The following is a 17,908-nucleotide window of genomic DNA, read 5'->3' on the forward strand; positions in this document are numbered from 1 at the left end:
ACTCCAAATCCATAGATTTTTTGTATTCGATATTAATTTGTTGATAACAGTCTTAAGTTTTAAGCTATTAAAATGAAGCTTGAATATTTCGTTATACTTGCTCAGTAATCTTATTGGTTTGCAGTATTTATCTATACCTTGAAAAGGTAATTGAATATTTTCCCAGCTAGGGTTGCTGCATAATATTTATTTGCTATCGATGGGAACTTATTTGAATTCTAAGTGTAATTCAGCTCTTTTTGGCGCTCAAGAAAATTGATTTTATTTGATTATTGGATTTTTTACTTTAATTTGAATTTTTTCCTGGAGGAGGAGTCCTATTTGGCGCCATATATTTGAAAATAGCTAATAAGAAGGAGATTTAAATGAAACTTAGGGTTTCGGCTTTTTTACTGGTATTTTTCTCGGCTGTTGCTTCAGCTGAAGAGTACAAATCAATTACTACTGCAGGCTATTCTAATCTAGATTTTGACAGTGGAAGTGGCGATGATTTTTCTGTGGAAACAACCTATTATTTTTCTGGGAAGGATACTCTTGGCCCGCTAAAAGAATTTGAATTTATCAATAAATCTAGCAATATATCAGCGGCATATTACCATCGAAATATTGGAGATTGGAACAATGATAACTTTGCTTTCGCTGGTGAGTATTTTGCTGAAAATGGTTTTTTAGTTAGCGCTAACTTAACAGATTTTACGGAAAATAGTTTCAATACTATAGCTTTGGGATACTTGTTTACTCCAGATTTTCTGATGAAGTTATATAATACTGAAGGCGACACTTATGTTGAGGCGCGCTACAATTATCAGCTAAATAGTACTGATTATATTGGGTTTGGGTTCGTTGCTGATGAACTTTTTGATTGGCAGCTGTTTTCTTCTAAATATTTTGCAGGTTTAGGTGATAATAAATATTTAGCTGCAGATTTTAGCTACCTCAATATAGATGGTGGAGATAATTATTGGAAAGTGGGCACAGATTACTACTTTACACAGAATACTTCATTTGGAATTGATTACGATAGAAATAATGATTACAAGTTAGGGTTTTCTCACTTTTTTAATCGTAATATAGCTGTGGACGCTTCTTATAGCACTATTTTAGAGAATGTTTTCAAGCATTCCAGTTTTGGAAATGATATCTATGCAAAGGCCTTGAATCCAGATGTGGATGTAAAGAAATTTGAACTAGGTGTGACTGTACAATTCTGAGTGAAAGAAAGTAAAAAGGGCTATATGAGATAGCCCTTTTTATAGATTTTATAGTGCCGGATATTTTAAATTACAATTAAACTATCCTCTATTTGTCAGCCCCTGCATTCTTGCCTGAGCTTTCGATGCAATTTCTCCTCCTGCTTGAGACGCAGTCTGGTAATGCTGAAAAGCAGTTTGTACATTGCCTTGCTTCTCATAGACTTCACCCAGATAGTAATGTGCGTAAGCCGTATCCAGGTAGCGAAGAGAGCGGTTTAGGTCTCTTTCAGCCGATGTATAGTCCTTAAGTTGTGCACTGACCATTCCACGTTTCAGCCAATGGGAAAATAGGGCTGGGTTTTTTTGTACAGCACGATCATAAGCTTTGTGGGCGCTGGCGTACTGTTTTTTTGCGCAAGCAGGTCACCTTCCAGTGCGAAGAAAGCTGCTTCCTTGGGCTGTTGTTTTTGCGCTTTACGCACGAGGTTTAGGGCATTGTCATATTGCTTGTTACCTGCTGCCTTCAATGCCTCATCATAATTTTTGTAGGCATCGGCATCGCGTTTAAGCTGGCTAATCGCTTTTTGGTAGGCACCACGGTTGCTAATGCCCCCTTTTGCCAGTGCTTTACTGTGCTCAATATTTGCGTTAACACGGGATTGTGATGGGGGATGGCTGGCAAATAGTGCTTCCAGTCCGTTGGTCTGGCGCCCCTTGGAGAGCTCAACAAATTTACGCTGCAGGCGAACTGCTCCTTGGGGGTCATAGCCGGCAGCAGCCATATATTTCATGCCGTATTCATCAGACTCCAGCTCATTGCCGCGACCATAGCGTGCGATATAGGCTGAGCCACCAAGCTGGCTGCCGGTAGAGATGAGGTCTGCATAGGCGGTGTCTTTTGCCGCTGCGCCCAGGACAGCAAGCCCTGCGCCCAGCACCTGTTGCTGGGACATGGCTGTAGCTGAATGCCGCGCAGCGGCGTGAACAATTTCGTGCCCTAACACAGCGGCCAACTCAGCTTCATCGTCCAGCAGCACCAGCAAGCCACGGTTAACGGCGATTTTACCGCCGGGTAGGGCCCAGGCATTGGGCACGGAATTGTTGAGCACGACGAACTCATAGGGCAGTTGGGGCTGGTCCGAAACTCTAGCCAGTTTTTGTCCCACCCTGTTCACATAATCCTGCAAGCTGGGGTCTATGGTGTATTGCCCACCTTGTTGCTGCTGGTTTTTAGGGTACTGTTGCTGCCCCAGGCTCAGTTCCTGCTGGGTTGAGATCAGGGAGAATTGTTGTTCTCCGGTTACGGGGTTGACAACGCAACCACTGAGAATTGAGGTTGTTACAAATGCCGCAGTCGCGAAGAAAGTCTGGTTGCGCGAGATCATTGCCTGCCTCCCTGTATAATGCTGAGTATTTAGCGATCACCCATTGTACACAGTCCGGGAAGAGAGGTTATGACAGCACTACAGGTAATCGAGTTGTTTGCGGGCACGAACCCTGATGGCGAGCCGGTGGTAGAACGCCTGCAGGTGCGTATTAATGAAGACAGTAGCTGTCAGCTGGTACGTTCCCCCGCTTTTATAAAGGGCATCGCCAGCGGCGATAGTATCAAGGTAGATAAAGATACCCAGCAGTTTGAGCTGGTAAAACGCTCTGGTAATTTGTCAATCCGAGTATTTTGTCGCGGTGATAGCGCAGAGCTTTCGGATAAATTAACCCCCCAATTGGAAAAACTTGGAGGCGAATTGGATCTGGAAGTTCCGCGTATGCTGGTATACAGCATTCATGTCAGCTGCGGGTTCGAAAAAATTGAAAAGATCCTGAATAGTGTCTGCGATGGGGCCAACAGTGTCTGGTATTACGGCAACGTGTATGATCCCAAGGATGGCCAGACCCCCTTGAATTGGTGGCAGGATATTCTAAAGCCAGAATAGTCACGGCCGGGGTAAATCAAGGGTAGTAGCAATATTTACTGCCGCATTATGCTAAGAGAGCCGGGCAAAATTTCAGGTATGCCCTAGATTCGCAATTGGTTTGGAACGTCGCTAACAGCGATGGTTAGGCAGAGGAAAGTAAGGTATCCAATGTTAATAGTGATTTCTCCCGCGAAAACGCTGGATTATGAGAGTGAAATTCCCGAATTGGAAACCACCCAGCCGGAGTTTCTCAAGGAGTCTGCAGCATTGATCAAAGAGCTGCGTAAACTCAGCCCGCAGCAGATTTCCAGCCTGATGAAAATTTCCGATAAGCTGGGCATCCTGAATTACGATCGGTTCCAATCCTGGAAGCGGCCTTTTACTGCTACGAATGCACGAGCGGCGCTGCTCGCTTTTAAAGGCGATGTTTATACCGGTCTTGATGCAGAGTCTATGGGCAAGCGCGATTTCAGCTATGCGCAAAAACATCTGCGTATGTTGTCGGGGCTCTACGGTATCCTGCGCCCACTGGACTTGATGCAGCCTTACCGTTTGGAGATGGGCACCAAGTTTGAGAATTCCCGTGGTAAGAACCTGTATGAATTTTGGGGAGAGAAAACCACCGGGGCTCTCAATGAGCAGTTGCATAGCCTCAAGAGCCGTGAGTTAGTTAACTTGGCCTCAAACGAGTACTTCAAGTCGATCAGGCCCAGGGCACTCGATGCCGAAGTGATTACCCCACACTTCAAGGACCTGAAAAATGGCCAGTACAAAATGATCAGTTTCTTCGCTAAGAAGGCGCGGGGCATGATGAGTCGTTGGGCTATCGACCAGCGGGTAAAAAAGGCAGAAGAGCTGAAGGGCTTTGATGTCGGGGGGTATGAATACAGCCCTGAAATGTCCAGTGAACACGATTGGGTATTTACCCGGGACGAAGCGCAATGAGCGAGCAGGCCCTACCGGATGCTCCCTCCTGCGCGCGTAACCGTGATCCCATCCTTAAACAATTACGACGCCTGCTGGCTGATAGCCGGCAAGTGCTGGAAGTTGGAAGTGGTACCGGGCAGCATGCGGTCTACTTTGCTCCTCAGTTGCCCCAATTAACCTGGCAGACTTCTGAACGTGCGGAGATGTTACCGGGAGTTTGCGCCTGGTTGGAGAAGCAGCCCGCGCAAAACCTGCTAAAGCCTCTTGCCCTGGATGTCGATAGCGACTGGCCAGAGCTCAGTGCAGACGTGGTCTTTACCGCCAATACCCTGCATATCATGTCGAGAGAATCGGTAGAGCGCTTTTTCCACAAGCTCCCCTCGGTCTTGGAGTCCGGTGGTCAGCTGGTTGTCTACGGTCCTGTGAAAATTGATGGGGCTTTTATCGGGCCAAGCAATGCCGATTTTGATCTCTGGCTCAAGGAGCGCAACCCAGCCAGTGGTATCCGTGACCTGGAATGGTTGGATCAGCTCGCTGCAGATGCGGATATGCGGCGCGAAGAGCTAAGTTTCCTGCCAGCCAATAATCAACTGGTTGTCTGGCGTAAAAACGATAATAAGGAGTAAGTATGCCTGCGTGGTTTGAAGTAACGGTAATTGTGGCCTTTGCAATTGGCGCTGTGTATTTTTTTGCCAAGTATCGTGAGACTGCTGCTGCCTTGCACGAAAGTGAGCGTATGAAGACGCGCCTTTCTAATGACCTGAACCGCTATAAGGATGTGCCTCGCCTGCGCGCCTTGCGCGATGCTTTACTGGGTTCCCGGCCCCTGCCTACGGACGATGAGGGCAATGAGCACCTGTTGCTGCGTGATGGGGATTTGCAATTGCACCACCTGATCCTGAGCAGGGAGAGTACACCGGTTAATGATGAGGACGAGAGCACCTATACAAAAAATGGTGAAAAGGTAAGGCTGGAGGAGTTTGATTAACCCCGGCTTTATCTGGGTAAGGAGTGGGGCGGTGTTTAAGCGCCCACTGTCACCTCAGGACCTTGCTCTACTTTGCTAACCACTTTTTTGACAGGGAAGTGCAAAGTGAAAGTGCTGCCTTGTGTGGGAGTACTTTCAACACTCATTTCACCGCCGTGGCGTATCAGAACGTGCTTCACGATAGCCAGTCCCAGGCCTGTGCCGCCGCTGTCTCGCGAGCGACCGGGGTCGACCCGATAAAAGCGTTCAGTAAGGCGCGGGATATGTAAAGGGTCAATACCTATGCCTCGATCCTCCACACTGAAGTGACCGCCCCAGTTGTCCTGCCACCAGCGAAGCTTGATGGCCCCTTCATCAGGGCTGTACTTCACCGCATTCAGCACCAAGTTGGCAAAGGCGCTGTGTAGCTCGCTAGCATCACCGCGAATGCAGCTGGGGATTTCGTTTTCCACCTCTATCTGGTGGCGACCACCACTAAAGCTGCGTGCTTCCCGCGCTACTCGCTCCATCAGTTCCTGCACATCTATCAGCATGTCGCCGCCAGTGCGCTCAGAGGTCTCCAGGCGTGCCAGAAGCAACAGGTCGTTGACCAGTGTGGTCATGCGTGCGGCCTGCTCCTCCATCTGTGCCAGTGGACGCTGCCACGCGGGTGGTGCCATATCACTGCCTTGCAAGGTTTCCAGGTAGCCGGCAATGACTGTCAGTGGGGTGCGTAGTTCGTGGGAGACATTGGCAACAAAATCGCGGCGCATCTGCTCCAGGTTGTGCAAGCGGGTGATATCGCGAACGATAACCAGTGCCTCATCTTTTCCATAGCGGGTAACCTCCAGCTGCAGGTGCAGTGCTTCATTGCCTGGGGCGGGAAGGGTCAGAGGCTCGCGCGAGTCGGTATCCTCGCTGTGCATGTAGCTGACAAAGTTGGGGTCACGGACAAAATTGACCAGGGATTGTCCGCTGTCACTGGCCTGCAGGCCGAGTAGCTCACCGGCAGCGGGGTTCCACCAAGCCAAATGGTCACCATTCTCGAGAGCAACTATGCCCTCACGCAGAGCGCTGGTACTGTCCTGTACCCGCCGCAACATAGCGTGCAGCTTTTGTTTCTCACGGCGATGACGGCGTTGCATACGATAGAAGTCATCGTAGATTTCGCCCCAGATACCGAAAGAGGTGGGAGCGGGTCCGCGCCGGCCATTGGCCAGCCAGCGGTTGAAGCGCTGTTGTTGCCACAATACAGATAGAAGGTAGGCGGCCAGGCCCGCAATTAGGGCGAGCGACCAGTTGCCTGAGGTGAAACCGAGAATGGTGCAGCCCAGAGCGATAATTACAAAACGCGAAAACTCGCCAATACTGCGATCCAACATAGCGTTGCCGTGTTACCTGACGGATGCGAAAGGGCTCTGCCTGGCAGCCCTTCACGGTCAATACATCTTGGAAACCCATAGTTCTGAAGTGTGACCATTGGTTCCCGTGGAAGTCAGTGCCGATCTGTGGGGATTGTCACACTTTTTCGACAGTTTGCACAGAAAATCGATAGCCTGTTCCGCGTACTGTCTGGATATATCGGTCATGACCATCCACTGTCAGGGCTTTGCGCAGGCGACGGATATGCACGTCCACAGTGCGCTCTTCCACATATACGTTGCCGCCCCAGACATGGTCCAGCAATTGGGTACGTGTGTAGGCTCGCTCTTGGTGCGATAGGAAAAAGGTCAGCAGGCGAAATTCGGTGGGGCCCATATCTACAGGCTGTCCCTTGATAGTCACCCTGTGACTGAGAGGGTCCAGCACCAGGTTGCCGGCACTCAATGGGTCTTCCGGTGTGGCCGGGCCTGCGCGCCGCAACACAGCCTTGAGGCGTGCAACCAGTTCGCGGGGGAGAAGGGCTTAGTGATATAGTCGTCGGCGCCTGTCTCTAACCCCTTGATTTTATTATCTTCTTCGCCTTTTGCCGTGAGCATGATGATGGGCACTGAAGCGGTCAGTTCATCGCGCTTGAGGCGCCTGGCCAGCTCGACACCGGAGACATCCGGCAGCATCCAGTCGAGCAGGATCAGGTCCGGCTTTTCATCGATAATCAGGGCGTGGGCCTCCTGGGCGTTCTCGGCTTCGAGGCAGCGGTAATCTGCCATCTCCAGCGCTATCCGCAGCATGTCGCGTACTGCGGCCTCGTCATCGACAATCAGAATCGTTTTACTGTGCATTTGCCTGCCATTCCCGCTCAGCTTCCAGGTTTTCCCGGTTATGGCTGGGGATTAAACGAGATTAATATGACAAATATATGACGGCTGCTGTCCGGTTCCCAGTCAGCAGTTAATTAAACAGATAATGCAGAAAAATTCCGGTAAATAACGCCAACCCTACCCAATTGTTGTTGAGAAACGCACGAAAACAGGCTTCTCTCCCCGTTCGCGAACCAGCCATTGCTGGTAGGCAAACAATGAGGCCACAACGATAAGGGAAACGTAGTAAATGCCCCCGAGGCTAAAGCGTTGGCCGATGAGCAGCAGTGCCATCAATACCAGTAGCTGCAGGGCGGCAGTCATGACTTTGTCCATCTCTCCAAAAAGGATTGCTGTGGATTTAACCCCAATCTTCAGATCGTCATCCCGGTCCACCATGGCGTAGAAAGTGTCGTAACACAGGGTCCACAGCAAGTTGGCAACATAGAGGAGCCAGACTTGTGGTGGGACTTTGCCAGTTACTGCGGCGAAGGCCATGGGAATGCCCATGCTGAAGGCAGCACCCAGTACCACTTGGGGCAGATGGGTGTGACGCTTGGCAAAGGGATAGCAGAAAGCTAGTGCCAGAGCGGGTAAGGAAAGAAGAATAGTCAGTTGGTTGGTTGTCAGTACCAGCGCGAAGGCCAACAGGCTGAGTCCGGCAAAAAGTCCAAGTGCTTCTTTTGGAGTGATACTGCCAGTAGCCAGGGGGCGCCCAGCAGTGCGCTTTACTTTGCCGTCGATCTCACGATCAGCAAAATCGTTTACTGCACAACCGGCTGCGCGCATCAGGATCACTCCAAGTGTGAATACGGAGAACAGGTGCAGTCCCGGCCAGCCATCCGCAGCCAGCCATAGTGCTGCCCAAGTGGGCCATAACAGCAACAGAGAGCCGATGGGTTTATCCATGCGAGCCAGCTGCCAGTAGGGCATGATTGCGGGCCAGCGGGTGGCAATCTGTTGGCTGATCACGGTGGACTCTCCCAGTATCTAGTTAGTGACTGCGGCGGCTAAAGGTGAGGTCTCTGGCTGGAAACTTGAGAGAAATGTCTCTGCTACCAGCAGGGGCTTGTCCCGAAGCCAGAAAGTAGAGCGGCGACCCCAGGCGTTCTTATTCTCATTGCACAGGGTCTCCAGCTGGAAATTCGGATTTCGCTGCAGGCGATTAAATTGAATATCACCACGGCGAATACCTGGCTCGCTGAAAAGTAACTCCCCTAATGGGCGGTCGTCCAGGCTGCGCAAATTGCGGGACTTGCCTTGTAGGCTGCGCATCGGCAATACGCTGCGGGCGTATACCCAGGGCTGGCCGCAGCCATACAGTAAAACCTCCCGCACCAGGGCGCGACTGTGCTCACGCAGTTTTAGTGCGCGACACTCCTCAGCAAGGGGTGTTTGCCAGCCCTGGAAGAGGACCTGTACACGAAAATCCTCGCCGCTCTGCTGCTTCAAAGCCGCCGTCAGCGAGCCCGAATATTCCAGCCAGGGCAACAGTGACTCGGGAGGCTCTGGGAGTGTTGGCTCTAGGGGCTGCCCACGCCAATCGCCGGTGGGTACAAATGGGGATTGGTGCAACGATAACTCCGCAGTCTGGAAAAATGGCATTGTACCTCGCCTGTTGGCGGCTGGCCTCACCCTGTTGCATTTTTGCTCCCTGAGTCGCCAGTGGATATAGTGCCCTCTTTGACGAAAACAACGAATCTATAACGAATCCATAAAGAGAAGCTTGTTATGGGGCTTACGACCAAAATTCTTGTGGGGATGATTGCGGGCATTCTTTTGGGGTGCCTGTTCAATTTCCTGAATATGAGCCAGCTGCTCGGCGAGGGTGTTACCAGCGCCATTAACCTTTACCTGACCGAGGGTCTTTTTGACATCATCGGCCGTATATTTATTGCCTCACTGAAGCTGATGGTGGTGCCGCTGGTGCTGGTTTCCCTGATTAGTGGTGCCTGTGCTTTATCGGAAGGCAGCCGTATTGGCCCATTGGCGGGTAAAACTGTTCTGCTCTATATGCTGACCACAGCCATCGCTATTACTCTGGCCCTTTGTTTGGCACTGATATTCCAGCCTGGGGTCGGTGTGAGTGAAACCGCGGCAGAGGCCACCGCGGCTTATCAGCCAAAGGAATCCCCACCCCTTTCCGAAGTGCTGGTAAATATTTTCCCCACTAACCCAGTAGCCGCAATGGCTGAAGGTAATATGCTGCAGATTATCGTGTTCGCCCTGCTGATGGGCTATGCGATTTCCCGCTGTGGCGAGCCGGGCCAGCGCATCGCTGCTTTCTTTAATGATATGAATGCTGTCGTATTGCGCATGGTGGGTGTGCTGATGGTGTTTGCCCCCTATGGAGTTTTTGCCCTTTTGGCAAAAACTTTTGCTGACTTGGGGTTTGGAGGGCTCTTGCAGTTAGGCAAGTACTTCCTGGTTGTACTAGGTGCCCTGCTGCTACATGCCTTGGGGACTTACTCGCTGCTTTTGAAGATGTTGAGTGGCCTCAATCCGTTGGAGTTACTCAAGAAAATGTGGTCCACCATGGTCTTCGCTTTCAGTACTGCCTCCTCCGCAGCCACTATTCCTGTGACCCTATCTACAGTGGAGAAACGCCTGGGCGTAGATAACAAGGTTGCCGCTTTCACTATTCCCTTGGGTGCCACTATCAATATGGACGGCACTGCGATTATGCAGGGGGTGGCTACGGTCTTTATTGCCCAGTTCTTCGGTGTGGAGATTGGCCTGACCGGTTATCTTACAGTGATTCTTACTGCCACCCTGGCCTCTATTGGCACTGCCGGTGTACCCGGTGTGGGTCTGATTATGCTCGGTATGGTGCTGCAGCAGGTGGGTCTGCCGCTGGAAGGCATTGCTATTGTGATCGGTGTCGATCGTCTGCTGGATATGGTGCGTACTGCGGTGAATATTACCGGTGATGCGGTGGTAAGTAGTGTGGTGGCGAAGAGCGAAGGGGCTCTCGATGAAGAGACTTACTACGATGCCAACTACAAGAGTGTAAGCATCAACGATAATCAAAATACTGTTGGCGCCCACTGAGGCGCCTTTCATCAAGCCTCGGCAAAACGGGGCTTGTTTTGCAGCCAGCGTTTTATCAGCTGGCATCGCATTTCCTGATTTAGCGTTGGGGATGCAGCGATCCTCTGCACCTGGGGTAACAGTTCTGCATCTCTCTGCAAATCGGCGATGCGGTGCTGGATTTCACCGGTCTGGCGTGTGCCGAGAATCTCCCCGGGGCCACGCAGTCGCAGGTCTTCCTCCGCAATAGCAAAGCCATCGCTATGTTGACGCAGTGCCTGTAGGCGTGCACGCCCATTTTGCGATAAAGGAGTACCGTAGAGCAGCACACAATGACTGGCGATGGAGCCGCGTCCCACGCGACCGCGCAGCTGGTGCAGCTGGGCCAGACCGAGCCGCTCAGGGTTTTCGATAATCATAAGGCTGGCATTGGGCACATCCACCCCCACCTCAATCACAGTGGTCGCTACCAGCAGGTCCACTTCACCCGCCTTAAAAGCGCTCATCACCTGCTCTTTTTGCTCTGGCTTGAGACGACCGTGCACCAGGGCCACGCGTACGCCATCCAGCGTTTCCGCCAGCTCCTGTGCAGTGGACTCTGCTGCCTGAGCTTGCAGGCTCTCGGACTCTTCAATCAGGGTGCAGACCCAGTAGGCCTGACGGCCTTCGGCAATGGCGCTGTGCACGCGCTCCATTACCTGGTCTCGGCGATCATTGGAAATAGCTACCGTGTTTATGGGTTGCCGCCCCGGCGGCAATTCATCAATGACGGAACAATCCAAGTCGGCAAAGGCCGACATAGCCAAGGTGCGAGGAATTGGAGTCGCAGTCATGATCAATTGGTGCGGTTGCAGCCGGCCAGTGGCACCGCTGGCTGCGCCCTTTTCACGAAGCTCCAAGCGCTGGCGTACGCCGAAGCGGTGCTGCTCATCGATAATAACCAGAACCAGGTTGTGGAAAACCACTTCCGCTTGGAAAAGTGCATGAGTTCCCACCACCAGTTGGGCATCACCACTGGCTACTTTAGCCAGCTGCTCGCGTCGCTCAGCGGCTTTCAGGCTGCCGGTGAGCTGGGCAACTTGTACGCCGAGAGGGTCGAGCCAGTTGCAGAAGTTAATCCTGTGCTGTTCCGCGAGGATTTCAGTGGGTGCCATTACGGCCACCTGGGCGCCGACGCCTATGCCCTTTAGTGCTGCCATGGCCGCCACCAGAGTCTTGCCTGCACCGACATCCCCCTGCAGCAGGCGCATCATAGGGGCGTCCCGGGCGAGATCCTCGGCGATTTCCCCGCATACCCGCTGCTGTGCGCCGGTGAGTGAAAATGGTAAACGCGAGAGAAAATCCCTCTCCAGGGACTCATTTACAGATAGCGGCGGAGCTGCAACTCTGGTGCTATTACGCCGCAGCTCCAACAGGCTTAAGTGATGAGCGAGTAATTCCTCCAACGCCAAGCGTTGCTGTGCAGGGTGTATACCAGCGCCGAGCTGCTCCAGCTGGGTACCAGCAGGAGGTGAATGCAGGTAAATCAGGGCATCCCTCAAAGGGTAACGCAGTGCCTTGGGTAATAACTCTGTGGGGAGTAACTCGGTGACGGCCCCACTTCTCAAGAGCATCACGGCTTGCTGCATCAGCCCGCGCATGCGTCCCTGGCTAACACCCTCGGTCAATGGATAAACCGGGGTGAGGGTTTCTTCTGTGGCAGAATTCTCGCTGCCAACAACCTCGGTTTCCGGGTGGTAGAGTTCTAGCCCAGCAGCGCCGCGACGGGCCTCGCCGAAGCAGCGCAGGCGTACGCCGCGGGCAAAGCGGTTTTTCTGTGCTGCAGAAAAATGGAAAAAGCGCAGGGTGATACTGCCACTCATATCCTGCAGTTTCACAACCAGGCTGCGCCGCCGGCCGAAGACGATATCAGCTGCTGTTACCTCACCTTCGATGACTGCATCCATACCAGCGGTGAGCCCCGCAACCGGCACTATGCGGGTGCGGTCCTGATAGCGCAGTGGCAGGTGGAACAGTAGGTCCTGCAAGGAGTAAATATGCAGTTTGGCCAGCACCTGGGCAAACTTATCCCCTACCCCCTTGAGAGCGGTAATAGGTTGTTCTGAGAGGCTGGTTAGGGCTCGATCAGATGACACTGGCTGATAGCCTCTCGTAGGATATCAATGGCGCGGTGGCGTGGGAAGCTGGCGCGCCAGGCCAGGGCGACGGTGCGACGAGGCCCCGGTGCAACAAATGGGCGGGTCTCCAGCAGGCCGCTCGCATATTGTGAAGCTGTAGCTGCAGACAGGGGCAGTACCGTGATGCCCAGCCCCGAAGCCACCATATGGCGCAAGGTTTCCAATGAGCTTCCATCGGCGGCGGTGCGGATGCCGCCACCGTTATCTTTTTCCATGGTCAACTGGAGGTGTGGGCAGGCCTCTAGTACCTGATCGCGGAAACAGTGTCCCTCACCTAGTAAAAGTACATTGTCATCAGTCAATTGTTCCGGGTCGATAGTCTCAAACTGGGTGAGAGGGTGACCGGATGGCATCAGCACCACAAAAGGTTCATCGTAGAGGGGCTGTGTCACGACATCAGGCTCGGTAAACGGCAGCGCGATAATAATTGCGTCGAGTTCGCCTTTGCGTAAACGCTGGCGCAGAGTGGCAGTATACCCCTCCTCCACATACAGAGGCATATCTGGGGCCAGGTGTTGCAACTGGGGAATGAAGTGTGGGAACAAGTAGGGGCCAATGGTAAAGATTGCTCCGACAGAGAGAGGGCTGGAAAGCTGGTCCTTACCGGCGCTGGCGATATCTTTGATTGCCGCAGACTGTTCGAGCACAAGTTGGGCCTGGGCGACAATTCGCTCTCCTAGTGGTGTCGCCTGTACCCGGGTCTTGGAGCGCTCAAACAGCGCAACACCCAATTCCTTTCCAGTTTTTTCACTGCAATGGACAGGGTCGGCTGGCTCACGAAACAGCGCTCGGCGGCACGGCCGAAATGCTGTTCCTGGGCGAGGGTGACTATATAACGCAATTCATTGAGGGTCATGGTAAAGACAATTAAATGGTCTCAGGTGATAGCTATTATTCATAAATAATAGCTGCTCGCCAATACTGTGTCTCACCCTGCCCCTAGCCTTCTGCCTGGAGACTGAAAGTTGGAAAAATTTACCAATTGTGGACGTCGATAGGGGATTGAGGCGCAAAATTTTGCTATATCTTATGGGGGCATACCGAACGGAGAAACGTCATGGGAGTTCTATCCTGGATCATTCTCGGACTTATTGCCGGCGCATTGGCCAAGTGGATCATGCCAGGCAAAGACCCTGGTGGCTGGATAGTGACTATGGTCATCGGCATTATCGGTGCGTTTATCGGAGGCTGGCTCGGTGCCTTAATTGGTTTCGGCGGACCCGTGACCGGTTTCGGATTTGGCGACATAATAACAGCGACCATTGGTGCGATAATCTTTCTCGCTGTATACCGTTTACTCAAGCGGCGCGGTAACTAGTTCAAAACCAGAGCGGCAGTTTGATTTGTGGGGCATAAGCTGCCCCGCTTCGGTATCCATGGATGGTGGTATCGCAATCGTTTGCGGGTTAATTTTGGAGGGCCCGGAGTGATCGGGTGAGAAGGATCTGTGTTGCAGAGGATCTTATGTTTCTCCAACAGGACTCAACAGCATAAAAATTAAGGGAATATGACGGTTGGTGCGGCACTTGGCACCCTCCGCCGAGAACTATATGACACAACAAGAAAAGCTTTGGATCCTTGGGTGTGGTGACCTTGGGGCGCGCCTCGCGCTGAATATCGACCGGAAGAAATACAGCGTTTTCGGAATGCGTCGTAACCCACTGGTGGCTTTGGCGAGTAAGCGCCGCGCCGATGTTGTTAACTGGCGCAGGGGAGATGCCACAAAGGCCGGTGACATTGAGCGCCTGCTGGCAGATGGTGCCGATATCATACTCGCCACATTTACCCCCGACGAACACACACCTAATGGATACCAGCGTGCTTATGTAGAGACTGCTCGGGCTCTCGCCGAGGCGATCCCGGACCTGCCTAAACCTCCGCGCCTGGTGCTTTGGGTATCTTCCACCCGGGTTTACGGTCAGAGCGGCGATGATTTTATCGATGAACAGACTCCCCCTGTCCCCAGTGGTTTTCAGGGAGAGGCTCTGCTGGCTGCGGAGGATATCATCCGCTCGGCGATGCCCGGCACTTGCATAGTGCGTTTTGCCGGTATTTATGGGCCGGGCCGTGACCGCCTGCTTTCCCAGGTACGTGCCGGACGCTGTGCCCCTCCGCAACCTCCACAGTACAGCAATCGCATTCATGTGGATGACTGCATTGGCTTTTTATTGCATCTAATTGAGAGACATAAACAGGGCTGGTCCCCAGAAAACTTATATATTGGTGCCGATAGCAAGCCGGTGCCCATGTATGAGTTGCAGCAGTGGCTGGTGAAGGCGATGGGCTATACCAGTGCCCATTTGCGCGAGATAGTGCAAACCAGTGAGCGTCGATCTAAGAAGCTCAGTAATCAGCGAATGCTGGCCAGCGGCTACGAGCTGAAGTATCCGGATTATAAAGTGGGCTATAGCGCCCTTCTTGAAGCGGAAGGGTAGAGATGAGCCGGGCGATTGGCCCGGCTTTATTTTGCATTGTAGAAAATCAGGGCACCATTACGCCTTCGGCTTCAAACTGGGCCCCCAGTGGGAGCTCTTTGACGACTACAGTGGCCCGTGCTGGATAAGGCTCCTGGAAAAATTCAGCCATGATTTCATTGACCGCAGCAAAATTACCGCTGTCGGTGATGAACAAGTTCAGCTTCACAATATGATTGAGTGAGCCATCTGCCGCTTCACACACGGCACTCAGGTTGCGAAATACCTGGCGTGCTTCATCGGCGAAGCTGCCTGAAACCATCTGCTGATTTTTTGGGTCCAGCCCTATCTGCCCGGATAGGTAAACCGTGTTGTTAACCTTCACCGCTTGTGAATAGGTACCAGCTGCAGCCGGAGCCTTGTCAGTTTTGATAATTGCGCGGTTGGGCATGCGGGGCACTCCATTACTTATTGGTATTTACGGAAAGCGGCTAAATATAACGTGCTTTGATGGCAAATGTCAGCGTTACTGACAGCCATAATTGCATTGCTAAGAGGCATAAATAATGAGCTGATAAGCGCCTTAGGGGCGGGAGATACGGATTACTGATGGCAGGTTGCGCAGTCGTTTCATCACCCTTGCCAGATGCACCCGCCCACTCACTTCCAGCGTCAGGGAGATCACGCTATTGTGCGCATCTTTTTCATCCACATTGATTTGTTCAATGCTGGCCCCCTCCTCGGTAATGCGGGTGGCTAGACGCGCAATAATGCCTCGCTCCGATTCAACCTCCACGCGAACATCACCGAGGAATTCTCCAGTTACGTCGGGAGACCAGTTCACCAGCATCAGGTTTTCTGGGTGTTCACGGAACTCACTGGTGTTGCGGCAGGTATCGCGGTGTACCACAACGCCTTTTCCGGAGCTGATATGACCCAGGATGGTATCCCCGGGAATCGGGCGACAGCAGCGTGCAAAACTGATCATCATGCCCTCCTGGGCATCGATCGTCAGTGGTGAAGAAATATTGCCGGTTTCCGCCTCTTCACTGTGGGCTGGTGCCAGTAGCTTTGCGGCGGAGAAGGCGACCTTATTGCCCAGGCCTATCTCTTCGAGCAACTTGTCCAGTGTCGCGCACTTGGCTTCCTGTAGGCCCCGTTCCAATTGTTCCGGAGTGAGTTCCTCCAGGCGCGTGTCGAATTTTCCCAGAGCCTTTTCCAGCAGGCGTCGTCCCAGGGCAATAGAGTCGTGGTGACGCTGGTGCTTTAGGAAGTGCCGAATTGCACTGCGCGCCTTGGCAGTGACGACAAAATTGAGCCAGTTGGGATTCGGCTGGGCACTTTTACGGGTGAGGATTTCCACTCTCTGACCACTTTCGAGGGGTTGCGATAGCGGTGCCAGGCGCTGATTAATACGCACCGCTACACAGGAGTTGCCGATATCCGTATGCACTGAGTAGGCGAAATCCACGGCAGTGGCACCGGCTGGCAGGTCGACAATCTGACCTTTGGGGGTGAATACGTACACCTCATCGGGGAACAGATCGATTTTAACGTTTTCAATAAACTCCAACGAGTCACCAGCGCGTTGCTGCATTTCCAGCAGGCCCTGCACCCAGCGGCGCGCGCGCACTTGGCTGGTGCCGCCGGTATTAATCACTTCATCGCCGGAAGCTTTGTACAACCAGTGGGCAGCAATGCCACTATTGGCCATCTCATCCATTTCCTTGGTACGAACCTGTACCTCGATTGGTACCCCATGCATGCCGAGCAAAACGGTGTGCAGTGATTGGTAGCCATTGGATTTGGGGATGGCGACGTAGTCTTTAAATTCGGAAATGACCGGCTTATACAGGCTGTGCATCACACCTAAAACCCGGTAACAGGTATCCACGCTATCCACGATAATGCGGAAGGCGTAGACATCCATGATTTCCTTAAATGACTTCTTCTTGGCGCGCATCTTCTGATAGATGCTGTATAGATGTTTCTCGCGGCCAATCACCAGAGAGCTGATCCCCTCTCGCTGCAGGCGCAACTCTATAGCATTCTGGATTTGTTCTAACAGCTCCTTGCGATTGCCGCGCGCGGCTACAAGGGCGGCGCGTAACCGGCTGGCGCGCAGTGGATAGATTGCGAAGAAGGCGCGGTCCTCAAACTCGATACGCACATCATTCATGCCCAGGCGATGGGCGATAGGGGCGTAGATTTCGAGGGTCTCCCGGGCGATGCGTGCGCGTTTTTGCGGTTTTAGCGCGCCCAGCGTACGCATATTATGCAGTCGGTCAGCGAGTTTGACCAGGATCACGCGGATATCACGCGCCATGGCCAGGGCCATCTTCTGGAAGTTCTCTGCCTGCTTTTCTGCCGCACTGTCAGTTTCAAACTGGGTCAGTTTGGAGACGCCGTCGACAATATCGGCCACCTCGCTGCCAAACTGCTCAGCCAGAGCTGCCTTTGGAATCCCGGTATCCTCAATCACGTCGTGCAGCATGGCCGCGGCCAGGCTCTCGTGATCCATATGCATGCCCGCAAGGATGGTAGCCACCGCCAGTGGGTGAGTTACATAGGGCTCGCCGGAGCGACGCTGCTGGCCGTCGTGGGCCTGCTCCGCATAGAAGTAGGCGCGACGGACTATCTGGATCTGATCGGGGGGCAGGTATGAAGAGAGGCGGTGGGCCAGACTATCGATGGTGTGCAATGCCGCGCGCGCCTCTCGTATAACTCATAGACTTCCAGTTCGAACAGGCCAGGATCAGATTTCCTGGTCTGATAGGTAGGCCGGGGCCACCATGGGGGCCGGGGCTTCTTCGCGATCCGGCTGGTCGAGGATGCTGGCATCTACCAGGCCTTCCTCGATCTCCCGCAGGGCGATTACTGTGGGTTTATCATTCTCTTCTGGAACCATGGGATCCTGGCCGCCAGTAGCAATCTGGCGGGCGCGCTTGCTGCCCACGATAACGAGTTCGAAGCGGTTGTCGACGTGCTCGAGGCAATCTTCAACTGTGATACGTGCCATAAACTTTCGGTTCCATTCACTGTGC

15 protein-coding genes and 4 pseudogenes are annotated in these 17,908 nt (G+C 52.9%); 8 read left to right on the forward strand and 11 right to left on the reverse strand.

What is annotated here, in order from left to right:
• Positions 1 to 365: 365 nt before the first annotated feature.
• Complete coding sequence (locus P3339_RS00220; protein WP_020413948.1) at positions 366 to 1,211, forward strand: putative porin; 846 nt, start codon at positions 366 to 368, stop codon at positions 1,209 to 1,211.
• Between the two features lie 81 nt (positions 1,212 to 1,292).
• On the opposite strand, the gene P3339_RS00225 is transcribed toward P3339_RS00220, so the two are convergent.
• Positions 1,293 to 1,517, reverse strand: a complete 225-nt coding sequence (locus P3339_RS00225; protein ID WP_282952075.1) for a tetratricopeptide repeat protein — start codon at positions 1,515 to 1,517, stop codon at positions 1,293 to 1,295.
• 380 nt (positions 1,518 to 1,897) lie between these two features.
• Positions 1,898 to 2,578, reverse strand: a pseudogene (locus P3339_RS00230) (M48 family metalloprotease); the annotation flags it as partial.
• Positions 2,579 to 2,647: 69 nt separating this feature from the next.
• Here P3339_RS00230 and P3339_RS00235 point away from each other — a divergent pair.
• The 4 genes from P3339_RS00235 (at position 2,648) to P3339_RS00250 (ending at position 5,024) form a co-directional block, all read left to right on the forward strand.
• Positions 2,648 to 3,127 carry a DUF4265 domain-containing protein gene (locus P3339_RS00235; protein ID WP_020413950.1) on the forward strand — a complete coding sequence of 160 codons (480 nt, stop codon included), beginning with the start codon at positions 2,648 to 2,650 and terminating at the stop codon, positions 3,125 to 3,127.
• Between the two features lie 150 nt (positions 3,128 to 3,277).
• Positions 3,278 to 4,054, forward strand: a complete 777-nt coding sequence (gene yaaA, locus P3339_RS00240) for a peroxide stress protein YaaA (protein WP_282952076.1) — start codon at positions 3,278 to 3,280, stop codon at positions 4,052 to 4,054.
• Positions 4,051 to 4,662: a DUF938 domain-containing protein gene (locus tag P3339_RS00245; RefSeq protein WP_282952077.1), complete on the forward strand. Its 612-nt coding sequence runs from the start codon at positions 4,051 to 4,053 to the stop codon at positions 4,660 to 4,662. Before yaaA ends, P3339_RS00245 begins: the two co-directional genes overlap by 4 nt.
• 2 nt (positions 4,663 to 4,664) lie before the next feature.
• The gene (locus P3339_RS00250) at positions 4,665 to 5,024 is read left to right on the forward strand and encodes a hypothetical protein (protein WP_020413953.1); all 360 of its coding nucleotides are present in this window, start codon (positions 4,665 to 4,667) and stop codon (positions 5,022 to 5,024) included.
• Between the two features lie 35 nt (positions 5,025 to 5,059).
• On the opposite strand, the gene phoR is transcribed toward P3339_RS00250, so the two are convergent.
• The 4 genes and pseudogenes from phoR to P3339_RS00270 form a co-directional block, all read right to left on the reverse strand.
• Complete coding sequence (phoR, locus tag P3339_RS00255) at positions 5,060 to 6,385, reverse strand: phosphate regulon sensor histidine kinase PhoR (protein WP_282952078.1); 1,326 nt, start codon at positions 6,383 to 6,385, stop codon at positions 5,060 to 5,062.
• Positions 6,386 to 6,521: 136 nt separating this feature from the next.
• Positions 6,522 to 7,225 (reverse strand): annotated as a pseudogene (phoB, locus tag P3339_RS00260) (phosphate regulon transcriptional regulator PhoB).
• 109 nt (positions 7,226 to 7,334) lie between these two features.
• Positions 7,335 to 8,176, reverse strand: a pseudogene (ubiA, locus tag P3339_RS00265) (4-hydroxybenzoate octaprenyltransferase).
• 57 nt (positions 8,177 to 8,233) lie between these two features.
• A complete protein-coding gene (locus P3339_RS00270) occupies positions 8,234 to 8,848 on the reverse strand; it encodes a chorismate--pyruvate lyase family protein (protein ID WP_282952079.1) in 615 nt (204 codons plus the stop codon).
• Positions 8,849 to 8,974: 126 nt separating this feature from the next.
• Between P3339_RS00270 and P3339_RS00275 the strand changes: the two genes are divergently transcribed.
• Entirely contained in the window at positions 8,975 to 10,294 is a 1,320-nt protein-coding gene (locus P3339_RS00275) for a dicarboxylate/amino acid:cation symporter (RefSeq protein ID WP_020413958.1), read from the forward strand.
• Between the two features lie 11 nt (positions 10,295 to 10,305).
• Here the strand turns inward: P3339_RS00275 and recG are convergent, their stop codons facing one another.
• Positions 10,306 to 12,408: an ATP-dependent DNA helicase RecG gene (gene recG, locus P3339_RS00280; protein WP_282952080.1), complete on the reverse strand. Its 2,103-nt coding sequence runs from the start codon at positions 12,406 to 12,408 to the stop codon at positions 10,306 to 10,308.
• Positions 12,387 to 13,306: pseudogene (locus tag P3339_RS00285) on the reverse strand (hydrogen peroxide-inducible genes activator). The gene recG and the pseudogene P3339_RS00285 overlap by 22 nt, the downstream one beginning before the upstream one ends.
• Positions 13,307 to 13,507: 201 nt before the next feature.
• Here P3339_RS00285 and P3339_RS00290 point away from each other — a divergent pair.
• Positions 13,508 to 13,768 carry a GlsB/YeaQ/YmgE family stress response membrane protein gene (locus tag P3339_RS00290; protein WP_020413961.1) on the forward strand — a complete coding sequence of 87 codons (261 nt, stop codon included), beginning with the start codon at positions 13,508 to 13,510 and terminating at the stop codon, positions 13,766 to 13,768.
• Between the two features lie 232 nt (positions 13,769 to 14,000).
• On the forward strand, positions 14,001 to 14,885 hold the full coding sequence (locus tag P3339_RS00295) for an NAD-dependent epimerase/dehydratase family protein (protein WP_282952081.1): 885 nt from the start codon (positions 14,001 to 14,003) through the stop codon (positions 14,883 to 14,885).
• 46 nt (positions 14,886 to 14,931) lie between these two features.
• Here the strand turns inward: P3339_RS00295 and P3339_RS00300 are convergent, their stop codons facing one another.
• From P3339_RS00300 to rpoZ, 3 genes are all read right to left on the reverse strand, one after another.
• Positions 14,932 to 15,315 carry a RidA family protein gene (locus P3339_RS00300; RefSeq protein ID WP_020413963.1) on the reverse strand — a complete coding sequence of 128 codons (384 nt, stop codon included), beginning with the start codon at positions 15,313 to 15,315 and terminating at the stop codon, positions 14,932 to 14,934.
• 132 nt (positions 15,316 to 15,447) lie between these two features.
• Complete coding sequence (spoT, locus tag P3339_RS00305; RefSeq protein WP_020413964.1) at positions 15,448 to 17,565, reverse strand: bifunctional GTP diphosphokinase/guanosine-3',5'-bis pyrophosphate 3'-pyrophosphohydrolase; 2,118 nt, start codon at positions 17,563 to 17,565, stop codon at positions 15,448 to 15,450.
• Positions 17,566 to 17,619: 54 nt separating this feature from the next.
• A complete protein-coding gene (rpoZ, locus tag P3339_RS00310) occupies positions 17,620 to 17,883 on the reverse strand; it encodes a DNA-directed RNA polymerase subunit omega (protein ID WP_020413965.1) in 264 nt (87 codons plus the stop codon).
• Between the last annotated feature and the right edge of the window lie 25 nt (positions 17,884 to 17,908).

It is taken from the genome of Microbulbifer sp. MLAF003 (assembly GCF_030012965.1).
In the GTDB taxonomy this organism is placed as follows: Bacteria; Pseudomonadota; Gammaproteobacteria; order Pseudomonadales; family Cellvibrionaceae; genus Microbulbifer; species Microbulbifer variabilis.

Excerpts from the sequence above, each read along its gene's own strand:
- P3339_RS00225 (WP_282952075.1), bottom strand. The coding sequence starts at position 1,517 with ATGGTCAGTGCACAACTTAAGGACTATACATCGGCTGAAAGAGACCTA.
- P3339_RS00270 (WP_282952079.1), bottom strand. The coding sequence starts at position 8,848 with ATGCCATTTTTCCAGACTGCGGAGTTATCGTTGCACCAATCCCCATTT.
- phoR (WP_282952078.1), bottom strand. The coding sequence starts at position 6,385 with ATGTTGGATCGCAGTATTGGCGAGTTTTCGCGTTTTGTAATTATCGCT.
- P3339_RS00295 (WP_282952081.1), top strand. The coding sequence starts at position 14,001 with ATGACACAACAAGAAAAGCTTTGGATCCTTGGGTGTGGTGACCTTGGG.
- P3339_RS00300 (WP_020413963.1), bottom strand. The coding sequence starts at position 15,315 with ATGCCCAACCGCGCAATTATCAAAACTGACAAGGCTCCGGCTGCAGCT.
- yaaA (WP_282952076.1), top strand. The coding sequence starts at position 3,278 with ATGTTAATAGTGATTTCTCCCGCGAAAACGCTGGATTATGAGAGTGAA.
- rpoZ (WP_020413965.1), bottom strand. The coding sequence starts at position 17,883 with ATGGCACGTATCACAGTTGAAGATTGCCTCGAGCACGTCGACAACCGC.
- P3339_RS00250 (WP_020413953.1), top strand. The coding sequence starts at position 4,665 with ATGCCTGCGTGGTTTGAAGTAACGGTAATTGTGGCCTTTGCAATTGGC.
- P3339_RS00275 (WP_020413958.1), top strand. The coding sequence starts at position 8,975 with ATGGGGCTTACGACCAAAATTCTTGTGGGGATGATTGCGGGCATTCTT.
- P3339_RS00290 (WP_020413961.1), top strand. The coding sequence starts at position 13,508 with ATGGGAGTTCTATCCTGGATCATTCTCGGACTTATTGCCGGCGCATTG.
- P3339_RS00220 (WP_020413948.1), top strand. The coding sequence starts at position 366 with ATGAAACTTAGGGTTTCGGCTTTTTTACTGGTATTTTTCTCGGCTGTT.
- P3339_RS00245 (WP_282952077.1), top strand. The coding sequence starts at position 4,051 with ATGAGCGAGCAGGCCCTACCGGATGCTCCCTCCTGCGCGCGTAACCGT.
- P3339_RS00235 (WP_020413950.1), top strand. The coding sequence starts at position 2,648 with ATGACAGCACTACAGGTAATCGAGTTGTTTGCGGGCACGAACCCTGAT.